We start from the raw sequence: 16,532 nt of genomic DNA on the forward strand, positions 1-16,532 counted from the left end.
TAGCCGATGCCGGGGGCCGAAAAGGCTGCTGGCGCGCTACGGACGATAGGGGAACTCGCCCAGGAGATCGGGCGCCCGCAGCACATCCTCAGATATTGGGAAACCCGCTTTCCCCAGCTGCGTCCGCTCACCCGGGCGGGCAATCGCCGTTACTATCGGCCCGAGGACGTGGCACTGGTACGGCGCATCCACGACCTGCTCTCCAACCAGGGCTATACCATCCGCGGCGTGCAGAAGCTGCTCGCGGCGGAGAAGGGCAACAAGGCGGCGCGGGCCGCGGCGGGAACCGCTGCTCCGGCCCCAGGCACCAAGACCGACACGCAGGCGCTGAAGGCGATACGCGATTCGCTCTCCAAGGCACTCGACGAAGATAGTTGAGCCATCTTCCCCTCCCTGGAAGGGAGGGGAGTTCAGGAGGGCGCCGCAGGGCCTCAGTTGTAGTCCGGCCCCAGCGTCGAATCGAGATCGCGGGGGCGGGTGAAGCGGATCAGCTCGGCCTTGCCGGGCTTCACGTCGCGCCAGTCCACCACGTCGAAGCGCATCTCGGCCAGGCTCGCGGTGGGAAACTTCACCAAGACCGAGTCGCGCAACGCATTGTCGGCAGAGAGCAGCAGCACCAGCTCCTCGAGCCCGGGATTGTGCCCGGAGAAGAGCACGCGGCCGGCGCCGGCGGGCAGTTCGTGAATCACATCGAGCAGAGTCGCCGCCGAGGCGAGATAGAGGCGCTGGTCCCAATGCGGGGCGAGATCGCTGCCATAGCCGGTGGCGACCTGCGCCAGCGTCTCGACCACGCGGGCGGCGGGCGAGGCGACGACATGGTCGAACTCCAGCCCCTCGGTCCGCATGTGCCGCCCCATCATCGCGGCGGCGCGCTGCCCCTTGGGATTGAGCGGCCGATCGAAATCGCGCGCAACGGGATCGTCCCATCCCGATTTTGCGTGGCGGAGCAGCGTGAGCGTCTTCATGGAATCCCCGGTCAGGCGTTCGCCGGGGCCTCTTGCCCCAGCTTGGCGGCCAAGGAAAGCCGAACGCGGTCAACTGCCTGATCCAGCGTGACGCGCGTCACCCGGGTGCCCGGCGGAAAGGCGTCGAGCAGGCGCGAGGGGCTGGCGGCGGAGAGCAAAACGAAGGTGCCGCGATCGTCGGCCCGGCGAATCAGCCGGCCGAACGCCTGGGCGAGCCGGGCACGGACGATACGGTCGTCATAGGCGGTGCCGCCCCCGGCCAGGCGCCGCGCGGCATGGAGCACGGTCGGCTTGGGCCAGGGAATCCCCTCCATCACCACCAGCCGCAGCGAATCGCCGGGCACGTCGACGCCGTCGCGCAACGCGTCGGTGCCGAGCAGCGAGGCACGCGAATCGTCGCGGAAGATGTCCACGAGCGTGCCGGTGTCGATCGGATCGACATGCTGGGCGAGCAGGGGCAGGCCCTCGCGTGCCAGCCGGTCGGCGACCCGGGCATGGACGGCGCGCAGGCGCCGGATCGCCGTGAACAGGCCGAGCGTGCCGCCCTCCGCCGCGACGATCAACCGGGCATAGGCATTGGCGAGCGCGGGCATGTCGCCGCGCTTGACGTCGGTGACGATCAGCACCTCGGCCTGTACCGCATAGTTGAACGGGCTCACCGCCTCGAAGCGCTGGGCCGGGCGCATCAGGTGGATCGCGCCCGAGCGCGCCTCGGCCACGTCCCAGTCGCCGCCGGCCCGCAGGGTCGCCGAGGTGATTAGCGCACCATGAGCGGGCTTGAGCACCGTCTCGGCAAAGGGCTTGGACGGATCGAGCCAGTGGCGATGCAGGCCGACATCATATTCGCGCCCCTCGACCCGATCGACCGCCAGCCAGTCGACGAACGCCGAATCGGCCGGGCCGCCGATCCGGGCGATCAAGGCGAGCCAGGCGCCGACGGTGTCGGTGCGCCAGCCGAGCGAGGCGACTGCGCCTTCGATCCGCGCACGGGCCGGGCCATCCATCCAGTCGGGCGCCTCGGCCAGCACCGCCTCAAGCCGGCGGCCGAGCTTGACCAAGGGGCGGAGCAGCGCGTCGAGCGCTTCGCCCGCCGGGCCCGCCGCCTCGACCAGGGTGCCGTCCGGTTCGGCCAGCTCGGTCTCCAGCCCATAGCCGGCCTCGGCGGCGCCATTGCCGTCGCGGGCATAGACCAGGCCGCGCACGGCGGCGAGGAGCTGCTCGACGGGTCCGAAGGGCTCGCCTTCGTTCAGCCGCTGGAGCCAGCCGTCGCTGGGCAGCGCGCGCGCGGCTTCCACCGCCTCGACGATCGCCCGGCCGCCCTCCTCGTCATAGCTGGCGACGTCCGAGAGGCGCGCCGCCAGGCCTCGGCGCCGTCCGCGAGAGCCCGATTCGGGACCCGTCACCCAGCGGCGGATCTCGATCGCTTCCTGGCCGGTCAGCGCGGCGGCGAACATCGCATCGGCGGCATCGAACAGATGATGCCCCTCGTCGAAGACATAGCGGGTCGGGCGGCTGGCGGTCTCGCGGCCGCGTGCGGCGTTGACCATCACCAGCGCATGATTGGCGATGACGATGTCCGCATCGGCCGAGGCACGCGCTGCGCGCTCGATGAAGCATTTCCGGTAGTGCGGGCAGCCGGCATAGATGCACTCGCCGCGCCGATCGGTCAGCGCGGTCGAGCCGTTGCGGCGGAACAGGATGGGGAGCCAGCCGGGCAGGTCGCCGCCGACCATGTCGCCGTCCGCCGTATAGGCCGCCCAGCGCGCGACCAGCTGGGCGAGGATCGCGGCGCGCCCGGCGAAACCACCCTGCAGTGCGTCCTCGAGGTTGAGCAGGCAGACATAATTCTCGCGGCCCTTGCGGGTGACGATCCGCTTCTTGCGCTGCTCGGGATCGGCGACCAGCCGCTCGCCCTCATGGCCGAGCTGGCGCTGCAACGCCTTGGTGAAGGTCGACACCCAGACCGCGCCGCCAGCCTGCTCGGCCCAGAGCGAGGCGGGGGCGAGATAGCCGAGCGTCTTGCCGATGCCGGTGCCGGCCTCGGCCAGCACCAGGTTCGGCGATTCGCGCATGTCCCGCGGGGCAAAGGCGCCGGCAGCGGCGGCGGCATAGTCGCGCTGGCCCTGGCGACGCTCGGCGCCGTTGCCGGTGAGCCGGGCGAGGCGATCGGCGACGTCCGAATCGGCGAGCGTCACGGTGCGCGGCGGCACGCGCGGGGGCTGCTCGGTCCATTCGGGCAGCCGGGAGAAGAGCCAGCGCTCGGCCTGGGCGGGCTTGGCGATCGCCTGGCTGACCGCGGGCGCCCAGGGCCAGCGCAGGCGGAACAGCGACTGGGCCGAGTTCCACGCGCCCTCGCGCTCGGGCCAGGCGCCCTTGGGCAACGCCAGCAGCTTCGCCGCGGCTGCACGCAGGAACGGGGCGATGTCGGCATCATTGACGGGGACATCGAGCCCGGTGACCCGGGCCAGGCCCTTGGGCGTGGGCACCATGAAGCTGGCCGGGCGGAGAAAGGCGAACAGCTCGAGCAGGTCGAGCCCCGACAGCTCGGCATAGCCGAGCCGCTGGCCGACCAAAGGCGCGTTGAGCAGGATCACCGGCGTATCGGCGGCGACGCGGATCGCCTCGCCCCGGCTGATCGCCCGGCAATCGCCGTCCGGCGTCGCGATCCAGACGCCGCCATGGCTGGCATGGAGGGCGGGATAGGGCAGGGTCATCGCGCGGCCGGGTTCAGTGCGGCGAGGAAGCCGTGGGGATCGGGCACGCCGCGCAGATCCTCGTCGCGGACATCGTTCTTGTGGCGCACGGTGAGCGCCACCCAGGCACGGCCGCTTTTCTCCTCGACGATCAGCGCATCGACCAGTTCGGCCAATGCCAGCTCGCGGTAGAGGCGGCCCGATCCCGGCACGCGCCAGGCGATACGCCGGTCGGTCACCAGCACGGTGCCGAACGCTTCGAAGAACCAGCTGCGCAGCCGCTCGCCCAGGGCGACGAGCGCGAGCAAGGCGACTGCGCCGAACGCCAGCAGCAGCACCCGGACCTGGAGCAGGACAAGCAGCAGCGCTGGGGTGAGCAGTGCCGCCGCAGCGATCGCCTTGCTCGCATCGAGCGAAGCCAGGCCCAGGCTTCCGCGCCAGCGGACCGGCTCGTCCGGCGCCAGCGGGTCGATCCCGGTCGCGCCGGCGGGGCTTTGCTCGATACCGAGGGCGGAGAATATGCCGAGCAGCTTCTCTGCATCATCCCGGCGCAGCTCCATCGCGATGCCGCCCCATGGCCCGCGCCGGACGCGGACGCGCTGGCCGAAAAGCGTCGGCCGCACGTCCAGCGTGCGGATCTCGGCGATTTCCATGCGGCGCTCGCGCGTACGGCGCCAGACTTCCACGGCCTGCGCATCCACCCGGTATTGCAGCTGCGCCGCGCGGACTGTCGCGGCGGAGACGAGCATAAGGGCGATGCCCAACGGGATCGCGAGCAGGGCATAATGCACCACGATCTCGGCTTCGGGGCCGGACGGCGGATTGCGCATCATCGCCAGCGCGACGCCCCAGAAGGGCGCGGCAACGATCAGGACCAGGAGCGGCTGCATCAGCCGCGTCAGCAGCGTCGGCCTGCTCTCCCACAGCGCACCGCGGCGATCGATGCCGCCAAGGATGACGGGGGAGGCGGGATGCGCGATCATGTACGCCTTTCGTTCTAGCCTTGCTTGCCCGGCAAAGTGAAGGGAGTCGCGCAAACTCATTTCACTTTGGCCCGCGGCGCGGCGGTGGCTCGGCGTAGAGAGCCCGGACGGCGGCGAGCATGACCTTCCGGTCGACGCGGTGGACCGTGCCGACGAACCGGCCGGCCCGGAAGCGCGGGACGATCTCGCCGTTCATCACATGCTCGACGACCCAGGCGAACGCGCGGTCGCGCGCCTCCCGCTCGACCTGATCCCAGGCGGCGGCAAAGCTCTCGGCACCCTGGCGCTTGCGCAGGTTGTAGGCCGAGGTGACGCCCATCTCCGCCGCCTTCGCCGCGCGCGAGACGACACCGGTGGTGGCGAGCGCGGCGAGGAAGATTCGCTGCCGCGCCGGCGTCCAGCCGTCCTTGCGGCTGCGCGCCATCGGCACGGGGGTGAAATAGGGGATGCGGATCTTGCGCGAGTCGTCCATCGACGAGTCTATCTCAGGCGAAATCCTATTTTGGAAGGACGATCGCGCAGCGGCGGCGCGGCGGGTTCAGGGCCAACGCCGCTCCCAGTCTTCGCGCTGCTTCTCCTGGTCGGCCAGCGGCGGGACTCCGCTCGCCTTGCGCAGCGCATCGGACAGCAAGTCGCGCCGATAGGGTTCCTGGGTCCATTTCTGCTTGGGCGGATGGGTGAATTGGGTGCCGTATATCTGGGGCTGCCCGATGCGCTGGAGATATCGGTCGAGCGTCGCCGCCGCGATCCAGGTGGCGTCCTGCCTGCCCCGCGCCACCGCCACGATGGCAAGGGCATGAGCCTTGAGGAAATCCTCGGGAGCCTCGCCATGCTGGAAGACATAGGCGGCGTGATAGAAGTCGTCCGCGCTGTCCAGCTTGCTACCGTCCAGCAACGCCTGGGTCCGGGTTCGCCGTTCCCGGTCGGCGGCGTCCAGGACGGCCCAGTCGATGGTTGCGGGATGCTCCCGCGCAGCCTGATCCGCCTCGAAGATCGCAGTCATCTCGGCATTGGTCGTGCGATCCTGTTCCGGCGCGGCGCCCGCGGGCAAGGCGGGCGTTACGCATAGAAGCAGCAGGCTGGCGAGCAGGACACGCATTCATCACCTCATTTCGCGGCGGGCTTCGAAGATGCAGGATCACGGATATCCGGGAGGGAAGCCGCCCGGAACTTGCAAAAACGCGCTGTTTCGCGCACGCGCCACCCATCATGACAGACGATGCCATCCTGCGCGCAGCCGCACTCGAGTCCAAGGCCTGGCCGTACGAAGAAGCGCGCAAGCTGGTGAAACGCTATCCGCAGGGCAAGCCCGACGGATCGCCGGTGCTGTTCGAGACCGGATACGGCCCCTCGGGCCTGCCGCATATCGGCACCTTCCAGGAAGTGCTGCGCACCACCATGGTGCGCCACGCCTATGAGGAGATGACCGGCAACAAGACCCGGCTGATCGCGTTCAGCGACGACATGGACGGGCTGCGCAAGGTGCCGGACAATGTGCCGAACCAGGCGCTGCTCGCCGCGCATCTCGGCAAGCCGCTGTCGCGCATTCCCGACCCGTTCGAGAAGTTCGAGAGCTTCGCAGCGCACAACAATGCGATGCTGCGCGAATTCCTCGATCGCTTCGGCTTCGAATATGAATTCGCGTCCTCGACCGACTATTATGGCTCGGGCCGCTTCGACGAGACGCTGCGCACGGTGCTGCGCAACTACCAGGCGATCATGGACGTGATGCTGCCGACGCTGCGCGCCGAGCGGGCGGCGACCTATTCGCCGGTGCTGCCGGTGAGCCCGAAGTCGGGCGTGGTGCTGCAGGTGCCGGTGGAAGTGGTCGATGCCGAGGCGGGGATCATCCGCTTCACCGATGAAGGCGAGACGATTGAGCAGTCGATCTTCGGCGGCCAGGCCAAGCTCCAGTGGAAGCCCGACTGGGGCATGCGCTGGGCGGCGCTCGGCGTCGATTACGAGATGTACGGCAAGGACCTGATCGACAGCGGTATCCAGAGCGGCAAGATCGCCCAGGTGCTCGGCGCGCGCCGGCCCGAGGGGCTGATCTACGAGCTGTTCCTCGACGCCAAGGGCGAGAAGATCTCCAAGTCCAAGGGCAACGGCTTGTCGATCGACGAGTGGCTGACCTACGGACCGGACGAGAGCCTGGCCTTCTACATCTACCGCGAGCCCAAGAAGGCGAAGTCGCTGCATCTCGGGCTGATCCCGCGCGCGATCGAGGAATATTGGCAGTTCCGCGCCAATTACCCGACCCAGGAACTCGCCCAGAAGCTCGGCAATCCGGTCCATCATATTCATAATGGCAAGGTGCCGGCCGAGACGCTGCCGGTGACCTTCGGGCTGCTGCTCAACCTGGTCAGCCTGCCGGGCGTGGGCAATCGCGAGACGATCTGGGGCTTCCTGCGCCGCTATTCGCCGGACCTCTCGCCCGAATCGCATCCCGAGCTCGACCGGATGGTCGGCTATGCGATTCGCTACGCGAAGGACTTCGTCGAGCCGACGCTGCAGCGCCGTGCGCCGAACGAGGCGGAGGCGGGTGCGCTGCGCCAGCTCGACGCGCAGCTCGGAGAGTTGCCGGAGGACGCCTCGGCCGAGGATATCCAGAACATCGTCTACGAGATCGGCAAGACCGACGCGTTCGAGAATCTGCGCGACTGGTTCAAGGCGCTCTACGAGACGCTGCTCGGCAGCGAGCAGGGGCCGCGGATGGGCAGCTTCATCGCGCTCTACGGGATCGAGAACAGCCGCAAGCTGATCGCCGAGGCACTCGCCAAGGCATGAGCCGCGTCGCCGCCGCCACGCGCGCCTTCATCGCGAGCGAGGCGGCGGGCGGCGTGGTGCTGATGGCGGCGTCGGCGCTTGCGCTGATCGTCGCCAACTCGCCGATTGCGGGCGGTTATGCGGCATTGCTCCACGTGGAACTGGGGCCGCTCAGCCTGCACGGCTGGGTGAACGACGCGCTGATGGCGGTGTTCTTCCTGCTCGTCGGGCTGGAGATCAAGGCGGAGGTGGTCGAGGGCCAGCTGTCGAGCTGGTCGCAGCGGACGCTACCGGTGATCGCCGCGGCGAGCGGCATGGCAGTGCCGGCTCTGGTATATCTGGCGATTGCCCCGGGCTTCGCACGCGGCTGGGCGATCCCGGCGGCGACCGATATCGCCTTTGCGATGGGGCTGATGGCGCTGCTCGGGCGGCATGCGCCGGCGTCGCTGAAGCTGCTGCTGACCACGATCGCAGTGGTAGACGACATGGGTGCGGTGGCGATCATCGCGCTGGCCTATACCGCCAAGCTCGACCTGCTTGCGCTTGCGGGGGCGGGAGTGGTGCTGGCGGCGATGCTGGCCTGCAATTGGCTGCGGGTGGCGCGGCCTTGGCCCTATCTGGTGCTGGCGGTGCTGCTGTGGCTCTGCGTCTTCGCCTCGGGCGTGCATGCGACGATCGCGGGGGTAGCGGCGGCGCTGGCGATCCCGCGCGCGGTGGGGCTGAAGCTCGAGCATGCGCTCAACCCCTGGGTGGCATTCGGCGTGGTGCCGCTGTTCGGCTTTGCCAATGCCGGCGTGGCGCTGCCGGGGTGGCAAGCCTTGCTCGCGCCGCTGCCGCTCGGGGTCGCGCTGGGACTGTTCGCCGGCAAGCAACTGGGCGTGTTCGGCAGCATCTGGCTGGCGGTGAAGGCGGGGATCGCGCCGAAGCCGCACGCGCGCTGGGGCCAGATCTACGGCATGGCGCTGCTTGCCGGGATCGGCTTCACGATGAGCCTGTTCATCGGCGGGCTGGCCTTCCCGCCGGGGCCGCTGACCGACCAGGTGAAGATCGGCGTGCTCGCCGGATCGCTGCTGTCGGCGCTGATGGGCTATCTGGTCCTGCGCTCGACCAGCACCGCCACCACCAGCACCGCGAACCCGCCGAGCGAGAGCAAAGCGCCGACCCAGCCGGTCGACGTCCAGCCATAGCCCGCCGCGATGGCGAGGCCGCCCAGCCACGGGCCGAGCGCATTGGCGGTGTTGAAGGCGGAGTGATTGAGCGAGGCTGCCAGGCCCTGGGCTTCGCCGGCGACGTCCATCAGCCGGGTCTGCAGCACCGCACCGAGTGCCCCCAGGAAGCCGATCGCGAAGATGTCGAGCGCGATGCTCCACAGCTGGTGCGCGGCGAACGGATAGAGCGCGAGCGCGACGGCGCTGCCGAGCAGCAGCACCGCGGCGGTGGGCATCAGCGCGCGATCGGCGAATCTCGGCACGATGATACTGCCGAGCGTCGCGCCGACGCCGAACACCGCCAGCACCAGCGGGATCATCGCCGGCGAGGTCCGCGTCACCTCGAGCATGGTCGAGGCGACATAGGTGTAGACGCAGAACATGCCGCCAAAGCCGATCGCGCTGATCCCGAGCGTGAGCCAGACCTGGCCATTGGCGAGCGCGCCCAGCTCCTTGAGCGGGCTCGCGCCGTGCTGGGGCGGATCGCGCGGGGCAAGCGCCGCGACCAGCGCGACGGTGGCCAGCGCCAGCACGCCGACGACGACGAAGCCCCAGCGCCAGCCGACCGCCTGGCCCAGCCAGTTGGCGAGCGGCACGCCGAGGATCGTCGCCACGGTCAAGCCCAGCATCATCCGCCCTACCGCCTGCGACCGCTTGTTGAACGGCACCAGCGAGGCGGCGACGAGCGCGGCGATGCCGAAATAGGCGCCATGCGGCAGGCCCGAGAGGAAGCGGAACAGCAGCAGCCAATGGTAATTGGGGGCGAGCGCGCTCAGTGTGTTGAACAGCGCGAAGGCGCCCATCAGCAGCAGCAGGGTGAGCCGCCGGGAGAGCTTCGCCGCGCCGACCGCGATCAGCGGCGCGCCGACCACCACGCCCAACGCATAGGCGCTGATCACATGGCCGGCGCTCGGCGCGTCGATCCCCAGGCCCTGCGCCATGTACGGCACCAGGCTCATCGTTGCGAATTCGGTGGTGCCGATCGCAAAGCCGCCCATCGCCAGCGCGAAATGGACGAGGCCGACATTATGGGTCGGAGCAGGGGTGCTGGTCGGGGCGTGCATTAGCGCTCAAGTGGCCATGCTGCGGTGCAGCGTCAATGGCGGCGTGCGATGCATACGAATGCAGCGCGTGCACTCAGGCCTTGAAGCAGTTTTCCCGGTGCCAGCCCAGAAACAGCGGATGCGGATGATCGGCCGGTCGCGCGGGGAGCCGGGCGCGGCCCGAGCGGTTGAGCAGCTGGGCGATGCTGTCGCGGTCGTTGACGTGGCGCGAGATCAGGATCGAGAGATCGTCGGCGAGCGACAACAGCCCGCGATCGAACATCCAGTGGACCGTCCCCGAAAGCGCCAGGCCGTTGGAGACGATGTCGGGGCCATTGGCCTCGACCGGCCGGATATGCGCCGCCTCGGCTTCGGCGCGGCCGCCGCCATTGATCAGCTTGAGGCCGGTCAGCGCACAGCGCGCGTCATAGGCATCGAGCACGGTGCGGCGAAAGGCGCGGTCCCGGAGCGGCCGCGAGACCAGCTGCTGGACGCGCTCGCGCGCTTCGAAATGAAAGACCGGCCCTTCCTCGCGCACACGATTCTCGGGTGCGTCGCGGCGCGGCAAGAGTTCGTCTTCGTCACGCAGGCCGAGATTGACGATGCGGATGAAGTCCTGCGTCGAGATTGGCCGTACTGCCGCCTGGGCGCGGCCGGAGAGCTTTGCCTGCTCGTTCAGCAGGCCGCTTTCGACCCATTCGCCATCGACCATGAACGGCACCGGCGTGCTGAATTGCAGGAAGCTGCCGGGCTCGATCATCGCATAATACATGCCGGGCTGGTCAGGATCGGGAACGATCGACCCCACCCGCGCAACCGCCCAATAACCGCGGCTTTGCCGAACCTTCACTGGTTCATAGTAGAGAATCCACTCGCCGATACAGGCCTGGGCCCGCCCGAGATATTGCTTGGGGAAATGATAGCGGACGGCCGGGGTGTCCCGATAAATCGAGTCCTCGCGGTGAATGAAGACGCCGTTCGCCATTGGCTCCGACTATCGGCTGAAATCAGGTTTTGGCAAGCTGCGGCAAATGGTTGGGCTCCATACTGGGCACGCAGCGCTTGCCCTATAAGGAAGTGTAGCTGCGAAAAATGCAGGTGCATCCTGCACTTGAGGGGTCCAGACGCGTTGGCGAACCATGGCTAATCCTGGCGGCTACACACGCGGCTCCCCCGGCTATCGGCGCCTGACGCTCGCGATGCTGTTCGCGGGCTTCTCGACTTTCTCGCTGCTCTATTCGGCCCAGCCGCTGCTGCCGCTGTTCGCCAGCGAATTCCATCTGAGCGCCGAAGTGGCGAGCCTCGCCATCTCGATCGCCACCGGGCCGCTGGCCGTGGCGATCGTCATCGGCGGCATGCTCTCGGACAAGCTCGGCCGGCGGCCGCTGATGGTGGGAGCGATGTTCGGCGCCGGGCTGCTGACCATGCTCACCGGGCTGGCGCCCGGCTGGGACGCGCTGCTGGGCCTGCGCTTCCTCACCGGCATCGCGCTGGCCGGCATGCCTGCCGTCGCCATGGCCTATGTCAGCGAGGAGATCGACCCGTGCTCGGTGGGGCCGGCCATGGGCCTCTACATCGCCGGCAGCGGCATCGGCGGCATGGCCGGGCGGCTCGGAGTCAGCCTGCTGACCGAGCTGATCGACTGGCGCTGGGGCCTGATCGGCGTCGGGCTGGTCGGATTGCTGATGGCTGAGGGCTTTCGCCGACTCGCCCCGCCTTCGCGCCGCTTCGTGCCGCAGGAAGTCCATGCCCGCGCAGTGCTCGCGGCAGGGCGCGAGCTGTTCCGCGACCGGGCGATGCCCCTGCTCTATGCCGAGGCGTTCCTGCTGATGGGCGTGTTCGTCACCATCTACAATTATGTCGGCTTCCGCCTGCTCGCCCCGCCCTTTGGCCTCAGCCATGCGGCAATCGGCGCGATCTTCCTGCTCTATCTGCTCGGCTCGGTCAGCTCGACCTGGTTCGGGCATTTGGCCGAGAAGCGCGGGCGGCGGCTTATCTTCTGGATCCCCACTGCGATGCTGCTGGTCGGCACGGCGATGACCGCGTCTATGTGGCTGGCCCTAGTGGTGGTCGGGATCGGCATCGTCACCATCGGCTTCTTCGGCGCCCATTCAATCGCCTCGAGCTGGGTCGGACGCCGGGCACGGGCGAGCCGGGGGCAGGCAGCGGCCTTCTACCTGTTCTTCTATTACCTCGGATCGAGCGTGCTGGGATCGGCCGGCGGCGTCGCCTGGACCGGCTGGGGCTGGAGTGGCGTTGCACTCTATTGCGGGGTGTTGACCGTGCTGGCGCTGGCGATTGCGGCAAAGCTCTCGACCATTCCGCCCTTGCCGCTGCCGGAGGTCACCCCGCCGCGGCCGATGGGGGCGGACTAGGGGCCTGACACACAAGATTGACCTCAAAGACGGTATACACGCCATCCTCGCAGCCCTCGCCGAAAGCGCCGGCATCGATCGCGGCGACGGCTTCCTCGAGAGTGTTCAACAGACAATATTGGTTCACCGGCAAGGTGGCGGCGACCGAATTGCATGAAATCGGCGAGTGCTCGAGAAAATCGCCAAAGACCACAACATCATAGCCCAGCAGCGTGAGCGTATCATACGCGGGCGGTGCGACTTCGTCGGCTATTTCGGAGGAAGGCGCCCGTGAACGCGGACGCCAGCCGGCTGGATCGAAATTCCAGCCGTCCGAATCCAGCTCTTGCCCATAGGCCGCGTAGTAGAAGAGCGACGCGCCCCGAGCATCCACACCGTATCGCGTCACCAGCGATTCAAGCACTTCCGGACTGTTCGCCAATCCGAAGCCGTTGTGGAGCCATGCCTTTTGCGGGTCCACGATATTGTCGTTCACGCAGTCGGAGACGCTGCATATCTGCTCCACGGAGCTGACATGGCCATCGAGCCAGCCGGGGGGTGGCACGGTGCGCTTGAGTAGATAGCCTGCGGGGATCATCGAGCGCACTAGATCGATCCGCCCAGGCAAGCGCAAATGGAAAGGGCGCTCCCGCAGGAACGCCCTTTCCGTATTTCTTCAGCGAAAGGCCCGGATCAGAGCTTCTCGGTTAGCTCCGGCACGATCTTGAACAGGTCGCCGACCAGGCCGATGTCCGCGACCTGGAAGATCGGGGCGTCCTCGTCCTTGTTGATCGCGATGATCGTCTTGGAGTCCTTCATGCCGGCGAGGTGCTGGATCGCACCCGAGATGCCGATCGCGACATAGACTTCCGGGGCGACGATCTTGCCGGTCTGACCGACCTGATAGTCGTTCGGGGCATAGCCCGCGTCCACGGCGGCGCGCGAGGCGCCGACGGCCGCACCGAGCTTGTCCGCCAGCGGATCGATCAGCGCGTGGAACTGCTCCGACGAGCCTAGCGCGCGGCCGCCCGAGACGATCACCTTCGCGCTGGTCAGCTCCGGACGCTCCGACTTGGCGATCTCGGCACCGGCGAAGGTGGAGAGGCCCTTGTCGCCTTCGCCCGACACCGCTTCGATCGTGCCCGAACCGCCGGTGGCGGCGGCCTTGGCAAAGGCGGTGCCGCGCACGGTGATCACCAGCTTCTTGTCGCTCGTCTGCACGGTGGCGATCGCGTTGCCGGCATAGATCGGACGGGTGAAGGTGTCGGCACCCTCGACCGAGAGGATGTCCGAGATCTGCATCACGTCGAGCGCAGCGGCCACGCGCGGCGCGATGTTCTTGCCGGTGGTGGTCGCCGGGAAGAGGACCGCATCGTGCGAGCCCATCAGCGACACGATCAGCGGCGCGACGTTTTCTGCCAGGAAATGCTCATAGGCCGCGTCGTCGGCGACATGGACCTTGCCCACGCCGGTGATCGCCGCTGCCGCCTGGGCAACGCCGTCGACGCCCTTGCCGGCGACGAGGAGATGGACTTCGCCGAGCTTCGCCGCGGCGGTGACCGCCGAGAGGGTGGCGTCCTTCAGGCTCTGATTGTCGTGTTCGACCCAAACCAGCGTCTTCATTTCGCGACTCCCAGACCCTTGAGCTTCTCGACCAGCTCGTCGACCGAGCCCACCTTGATGCCGGCGCTGCGCTTGGCCGGCTCGACGACCTTGAGCGTCTTGAGGCGCGGGGTGACGTCGACGCCGTAATCCGCGACGGTCTTCTTCGCGACCGGCTTGGACTTGGCCTTCATGATGTTCGGCAGAGTCGCGTAACGCGGCTCGTTGAGGCGAAGATCGGTGGTGACGATCGCCGGCAGCTTGAGGTCCACGGTTTCGAGGCCGCCATCGACTTCGCGGGTGACCTTGACGCCGTTGCCGCCCAGCTCGACCTTCGAGGCGAAGGTACCCTGCGGCCAGCCGAGCAAAGCGGCCAGCATCTGGCCGGTCTGGTTGCTGTCGTCGTCGATCGCCTGCTTGCCGAGGATGATCAGCCCGGGCTGCTCCTCTTCGGCGACCTTGGCGAGGAGCTTGGCGACGGCCAGCGGCTCGACCTCGTCATCGGTCTGGATCAGGATGCCGCGGTCGGCGCCCATGGCGCGCGCGGTGAGCAGCACGTCGGTCTCCGCCTTGGCGACGCCGATGGTGACGACGACCACCTCGGTCGCGGCGCCCTTTTCCTTCAGGCGTACGGCTTCCTCGATCGCGATCTCGTCGAACGGGTTCATGCTCATCTTGACGTTCGCCAGATCGACGCCCGTCCCGTCCGCCTTCACGCGGGGTTTCACGTTATAGTCAAGCACGCGCTTGACCGGCACCAGAACTTTCATCGAAATCCTCTCCATCGCTGGAAGAACGGCAACACCCGATCGCTAATGCCCGAGATTCCGGCCAAGTCCACCCCAAACAGTGATAGGGCATACCCGATCATCGAAAAATCGATGCGGGTTGTCGCGCCATGTGGGTACCGCGGATTCACTCGATCTGGCGGGTGACGCTACGGTTTTCCAAACGCACTGGGAGGCTGGACGCAAAAAGGGCGGGGAGAACCGGCTTTCCGGTCTTCCCCGCCCTTTTGCCCGGAACCGGCAAGCCGCCGGCCGGCTTGCTCAGGCAGCGAGCTTCTTGACCTCGGCCACGATCTTCTTCGCGGCATCGCCCAGATCGTTCGCGGGAACGATGGCGAGGCCCGAATTGGCGAGGATTTCCTTGCCCTCGGCGACGTTGGTGCCCTCAAGGCGGACGACCAGCGGCACCGAGAGGTTCACTTCCTTCGCCGCGGCGACGATGCCGGCGGCGATGATGTCGCACTTCATGATGCCGCCGAAGATGTTGACCAGGATGCCCTTCACGTTCGGATCGGCGAGGATGATCTTGAACGCCGCGGTGACCTTCTCCTTCGAAGCGCCGCCGCCGACGTCGAGGAAGTTGGCCGGGAACATGCCGTTGAGCTTGATGATGTCCATCGTGGCCATCGCCAGGCCGGCGCCGTTGACCATGCAGCCGATGTCGCCATCGAGCTTGATGTACGCCAGGTCGTACTTCGAGGCTTCGAGCTCGGCGGGATCTTCCTCCGACTCGTCGCGCAGCTCGGCCAGGTCCTTGTGGCGGAACATCGCGTTCGAATCGAAGCCGACCTTGGCGTCGAGGACGAGGAGGTTGCCCTGCTCGGTCAGCGCCAGCGGGTTCACTTCGATCTGCGCCGCATCGGTCGCGACGAAGGCGGCGAAGAGCGACGACGCGACCTTGGCGGCCTGCTTGCCCTGGTCGCCGGTCAGGCCCAGCGCGGCAGCGACGGCGCGGCCATGGTGCGGCATGAAGCCGGTCGCGGGATCGACGTCGAAGGTGTGGATCTTCTCGGGGGTCGAGTGGGCGACTTCCTCGATGTCCATGCCGCCCTCGGTCGAGACGACGAAGGCGACGCGGCCGGTGGCGCGATCGACGAGGAGCGCGAGGTAGAATTCCTTGGCGATGTCGGCGCCGTCGGTGATGTAGAGGCGGTTGACCTGCTTGCCGGCCTCACCCGTCTGGATCGTCACCAGCGTGTTGCCGAGCATGTCGGTGGCGTGGGCGCGGACCTCGTCGAGCGAGAAGGCGAGGCGGACGCCGCCCTTCGCATCCGGACCGAGCTCCTTGAACTTGCCCTTGCCGCGGCCGCCGGCATGGATCTGCGACTTCACGACGAAGAGCGGCCCAGGCAGCTTCTTGGCGGCCTCGACGGCCTCCTCGACGGTGAAGGCGGCGAAGCCGGCGGCGATCGGCGCGCCGTACTTAGCCAGCAGTTCCTTGGCCTGATATTCATGGATGTTCATGGGAACGCGCCCTCATGGTTGTGGCGGGGAGGAGTTTGCGGGTGCCTTAAGCACGACGCGCGCGCGAATCCAAATCTTTTCGCAGTAAATGCGAGTGCGACAAACTTGCAATAAGTCGTCGTAAAGCCGGTATGGCCGTGGCGCCTTTCCGGGGTTAGGAAATCGCCATGACCCTAGCCCTCGCCGCCGCGCTGCTGCTCTCGCCGACCGTCGAACCGGGTATAGCCCATCAGGCACTCGATCGGCTTACGGGCTGCTGGGACGCGCCCGGCGAAGTGATGGGCAAGCGAGTCGCGACTCGGGTGCGTGGCGACTGGAAGCTGGGCGGGCGCTATCTGCTGCTCGAATCGCACGGGCTCGATCCGGCCGATCCCTATGACGCTGCGATCGTCATCGGAGACCATGACGGCGACCGGCTGAGCGCCTGGTGGATGGACAGTTTCGGCGCCGGCTACAGCGCCAGTGGCAAGGGCGCGGCCGACAAGGTCGGCGCGATCGCCATCGATTACGTCTATCCCGACGCACTCTACGCGAACCGCTTCGAGCCGCAGGGCAAGGGCTGGCGCTGGACGATCGCCACGCGCAAACCCGACGGCAGCGAGAAGCCCTTCGCGTCCTACACGCTGACTCCGGCGAATTGCGACGGCACGGCCTTCGCCTTCTGAA

At 67.7% G+C, this 16,532-nt stretch carries 16 protein-coding genes; 5 read left to right on the plus strand and 11 right to left on the minus strand.

All coding sequences use genetic code 11. The features are described from left to right. The first annotated feature begins 6 nt into the window (after positions 1-6). Entirely contained in the window at positions 7-378 is a 372-nt protein-coding gene (locus ACEN8G_RS19790; RefSeq protein WP_413415460.1) for a MerR family transcriptional regulator, read from the plus strand. A gap of 53 nt (positions 379-431) precedes the next feature. On the opposite strand, the gene ACEN8G_RS19795 is transcribed toward ACEN8G_RS19790, so the two are convergent. The 5 genes from ACEN8G_RS19795 to ACEN8G_RS19815 form a co-directional block, all read right to left on the minus strand. Continuing rightward, on the minus strand, positions 432-965 hold the full coding sequence (locus ACEN8G_RS19795; RefSeq protein WP_413415461.1) for a SixA phosphatase family protein: 534 nt from the start codon (positions 963-965) through the stop codon (positions 432-434). 11 nt (positions 966-976) lie between these two features. Further along, positions 977-3,679, minus strand: a complete 2,703-nt coding sequence (locus ACEN8G_RS19800; protein WP_413415462.1) for an ATP-dependent DNA helicase — start codon at positions 3,677-3,679, stop codon at positions 977-979. Beyond that, the gene (locus ACEN8G_RS19805; RefSeq protein WP_413415463.1) at positions 3,676-4,641 is read right to left on the minus strand and encodes a hypothetical protein; all 966 of its coding nucleotides are present in this window, start codon (positions 4,639-4,641) and stop codon (positions 3,676-3,678) included. Before ACEN8G_RS19805 ends, ACEN8G_RS19800 begins: the two co-directional genes overlap by 4 nt. 61 nt (positions 4,642-4,702) lie before the next feature. Further along, complete coding sequence (locus ACEN8G_RS19810; protein ID WP_413415464.1) at positions 4,703-5,113, minus strand: hypothetical protein; 411 nt, start codon at positions 5,111-5,113, stop codon at positions 4,703-4,705. Positions 5,114-5,179: 66 nt separating this feature from the next. Continuing rightward, positions 5,180-5,740, minus strand: a complete 561-nt coding sequence (locus tag ACEN8G_RS19815) for a hypothetical protein (RefSeq protein ID WP_413415465.1) — start codon at positions 5,738-5,740, stop codon at positions 5,180-5,182. A gap of 110 nt (positions 5,741-5,850) precedes the next feature. On the opposite strand from ACEN8G_RS19815, the gene ACEN8G_RS19820 reads away from it, so the two are divergent. Continuing rightward, positions 5,851-7,428 (plus strand): lysine--tRNA ligase, encoded by a 1,578-nt coding sequence (locus ACEN8G_RS19820; RefSeq protein WP_413415466.1) that lies wholly within the window; start codon positions 5,851-5,853, stop codon positions 7,426-7,428. Beyond that, on the plus strand, positions 7,425-8,594 hold the full coding sequence (nhaA, locus tag ACEN8G_RS19825; RefSeq protein WP_413740674.1) for a Na+/H+ antiporter NhaA: 1,170 nt from the start codon (positions 7,425-7,427) through the stop codon (positions 8,592-8,594). The genes ACEN8G_RS19820 and nhaA overlap by 4 nt, the downstream gene beginning before the upstream one ends. Here the strand turns inward: nhaA and ACEN8G_RS19830 are convergent. Both ACEN8G_RS19830 and ACEN8G_RS19835 read right to left on the minus strand, forming a co-directional pair. Then, positions 8,495-9,679, minus strand: a complete 1,185-nt coding sequence (locus ACEN8G_RS19830) for an MFS transporter (RefSeq protein WP_413415468.1) — start codon at positions 9,677-9,679, stop codon at positions 8,495-8,497. The genes nhaA and ACEN8G_RS19830 overlap by 100 nt on opposite strands. A 73-nt stretch (positions 9,680-9,752) precedes the next feature. Beyond that, the gene (locus tag ACEN8G_RS19835) at positions 9,753-10,643 is read right to left on the minus strand and encodes an HNH endonuclease (RefSeq protein WP_413415469.1); all 891 of its coding nucleotides are present in this window, start codon (positions 10,641-10,643) and stop codon (positions 9,753-9,755) included. A gap of 154 nt (positions 10,644-10,797) precedes the next feature. Here ACEN8G_RS19835 and ACEN8G_RS19840 point away from each other — a divergent pair, with 154 nt between their 5' ends. Next, on the plus strand, positions 10,798-12,033 hold the full coding sequence (locus tag ACEN8G_RS19840; RefSeq protein WP_413415470.1) for an MFS transporter: 1,236 nt from the start codon (positions 10,798-10,800) through the stop codon (positions 12,031-12,033). Here the strand turns inward: ACEN8G_RS19840 and ACEN8G_RS19845 are convergent. The 4 genes from ACEN8G_RS19845 to sucC all read right to left on the minus strand — a co-directional run bounded on the left by ACEN8G_RS19845 (position 12,002) and on the right by sucC (position 15,866). Continuing rightward, positions 12,002-12,610: a hypothetical protein gene (locus ACEN8G_RS19845; protein WP_413415471.1), complete on the minus strand. Its 609-nt coding sequence runs from the start codon at positions 12,608-12,610 to the stop codon at positions 12,002-12,004. The genes ACEN8G_RS19840 and ACEN8G_RS19845 overlap by 32 nt on opposite strands. Positions 12,611-12,705: 95 nt before the next feature. Further along, positions 12,706-13,635 (minus strand): electron transfer flavoprotein subunit alpha/FixB family protein, encoded by a 930-nt coding sequence (locus ACEN8G_RS19850; protein ID WP_413415472.1) that lies wholly within the window; start codon positions 13,633-13,635, stop codon positions 12,706-12,708. After that, complete coding sequence (locus ACEN8G_RS19855) at positions 13,632-14,384, minus strand: electron transfer flavoprotein subunit beta/FixA family protein (RefSeq protein WP_413415473.1); 753 nt, start codon at positions 14,382-14,384, stop codon at positions 13,632-13,634. Before ACEN8G_RS19855 ends, ACEN8G_RS19850 begins: the two co-directional genes overlap by 4 nt. A 279-nt stretch (positions 14,385-14,663) precedes the next feature. After that, on the minus strand, positions 14,664-15,866 hold the full coding sequence (gene sucC, locus ACEN8G_RS19860; protein ID WP_413415474.1) for an ADP-forming succinate--CoA ligase subunit beta: 1,203 nt from the start codon (positions 15,864-15,866) through the stop codon (positions 14,664-14,666). A gap of 167 nt (positions 15,867-16,033) precedes the next feature. On the opposite strand from sucC, the gene ACEN8G_RS19865 reads away from it, so the two are divergent. Next, a complete protein-coding gene (locus tag ACEN8G_RS19865; RefSeq protein WP_413415475.1) occupies positions 16,034-16,531 on the plus strand; it encodes a hypothetical protein in 498 nt (165 codons plus the stop codon). Position 16,532 lies beyond the last annotated feature (1 nt).

The organism is Sphingomonas sp. Sphisp66 (assembly GCF_047324325.1).
Classification (GTDB): domain Bacteria; phylum Pseudomonadota; class Alphaproteobacteria; order Sphingomonadales; family Sphingomonadaceae; genus Sphingomonas.

What these genes read in the sequence shown, in the direction of transcription:
- ACEN8G_RS19840 (WP_413415470.1), top strand. Translation starts at nt 10,798, where the DNA reads ATGGCTAATCCTGGCGGCTACACACGCGGCTCCCCCGGCTATCGGCGC.
- sucC (WP_413415474.1), bottom strand. Translation starts at nt 15,866, where the DNA reads ATGAACATCCATGAATATCAGGCCAAGGAACTGCTGGCTAAGTACGGC.
- ACEN8G_RS19805 (WP_413415463.1), bottom strand. Translation starts at nt 4,641, where the DNA reads ATGATCGCGCATCCCGCCTCCCCCGTCATCCTTGGCGGCATCGATCGC.
- ACEN8G_RS19835 (WP_413415469.1), bottom strand. Translation starts at nt 10,643, where the DNA reads ATGGCGAACGGCGTCTTCATTCACCGCGAGGACTCGATTTATCGGGAC.
- ACEN8G_RS19850 (WP_413415472.1), bottom strand. Translation starts at nt 13,635, where the DNA reads ATGAAGACGCTGGTTTGGGTCGAACACGACAATCAGAGCCTGAAGGAC.
- ACEN8G_RS19810 (WP_413415464.1), bottom strand. Translation starts at nt 5,113, where the DNA reads ATGGACGACTCGCGCAAGATCCGCATCCCCTATTTCACCCCCGTGCCG.
- ACEN8G_RS19790 (WP_413415460.1), top strand. Translation starts at nt 7, where the DNA reads ATGCCGGGGGCCGAAAAGGCTGCTGGCGCGCTACGGACGATAGGGGAA.
- ACEN8G_RS19795 (WP_413415461.1), bottom strand. Translation starts at nt 965, where the DNA reads ATGAAGACGCTCACGCTGCTCCGCCACGCAAAATCGGGATGGGACGAT.
- nhaA (WP_413740674.1), top strand. Translation starts at nt 7,425, where the DNA reads ATGAGCCGCGTCGCCGCCGCCACGCGCGCCTTCATCGCGAGCGAGGCG.
- ACEN8G_RS19855 (WP_413415473.1), bottom strand. Translation starts at nt 14,384, where the DNA reads ATGAAAGTTCTGGTGCCGGTCAAGCGCGTGCTTGACTATAACGTGAAA.
- ACEN8G_RS19815 (WP_413415465.1), bottom strand. Translation starts at nt 5,740, where the DNA reads ATGCGTGTCCTGCTCGCCAGCCTGCTGCTTCTATGCGTAACGCCCGCC.
- ACEN8G_RS19820 (WP_413415466.1), top strand. Translation starts at nt 5,851, where the DNA reads ATGACAGACGATGCCATCCTGCGCGCAGCCGCACTCGAGTCCAAGGCC.
- ACEN8G_RS19830 (WP_413415468.1), bottom strand. Translation starts at nt 9,679, where the DNA reads ATGCACGCCCCGACCAGCACCCCTGCTCCGACCCATAATGTCGGCCTC.
- ACEN8G_RS19800 (WP_413415462.1), bottom strand. Translation starts at nt 3,679, where the DNA reads ATGACCCTGCCCTATCCCGCCCTCCATGCCAGCCATGGCGGCGTCTGG.
- ACEN8G_RS19845 (WP_413415471.1), bottom strand. Translation starts at nt 12,610, where the DNA reads ATGATCCCCGCAGGCTATCTACTCAAGCGCACCGTGCCACCCCCCGGC.
- ACEN8G_RS19865 (WP_413415475.1), top strand. Translation starts at nt 16,034, where the DNA reads ATGACCCTAGCCCTCGCCGCCGCGCTGCTGCTCTCGCCGACCGTCGAA.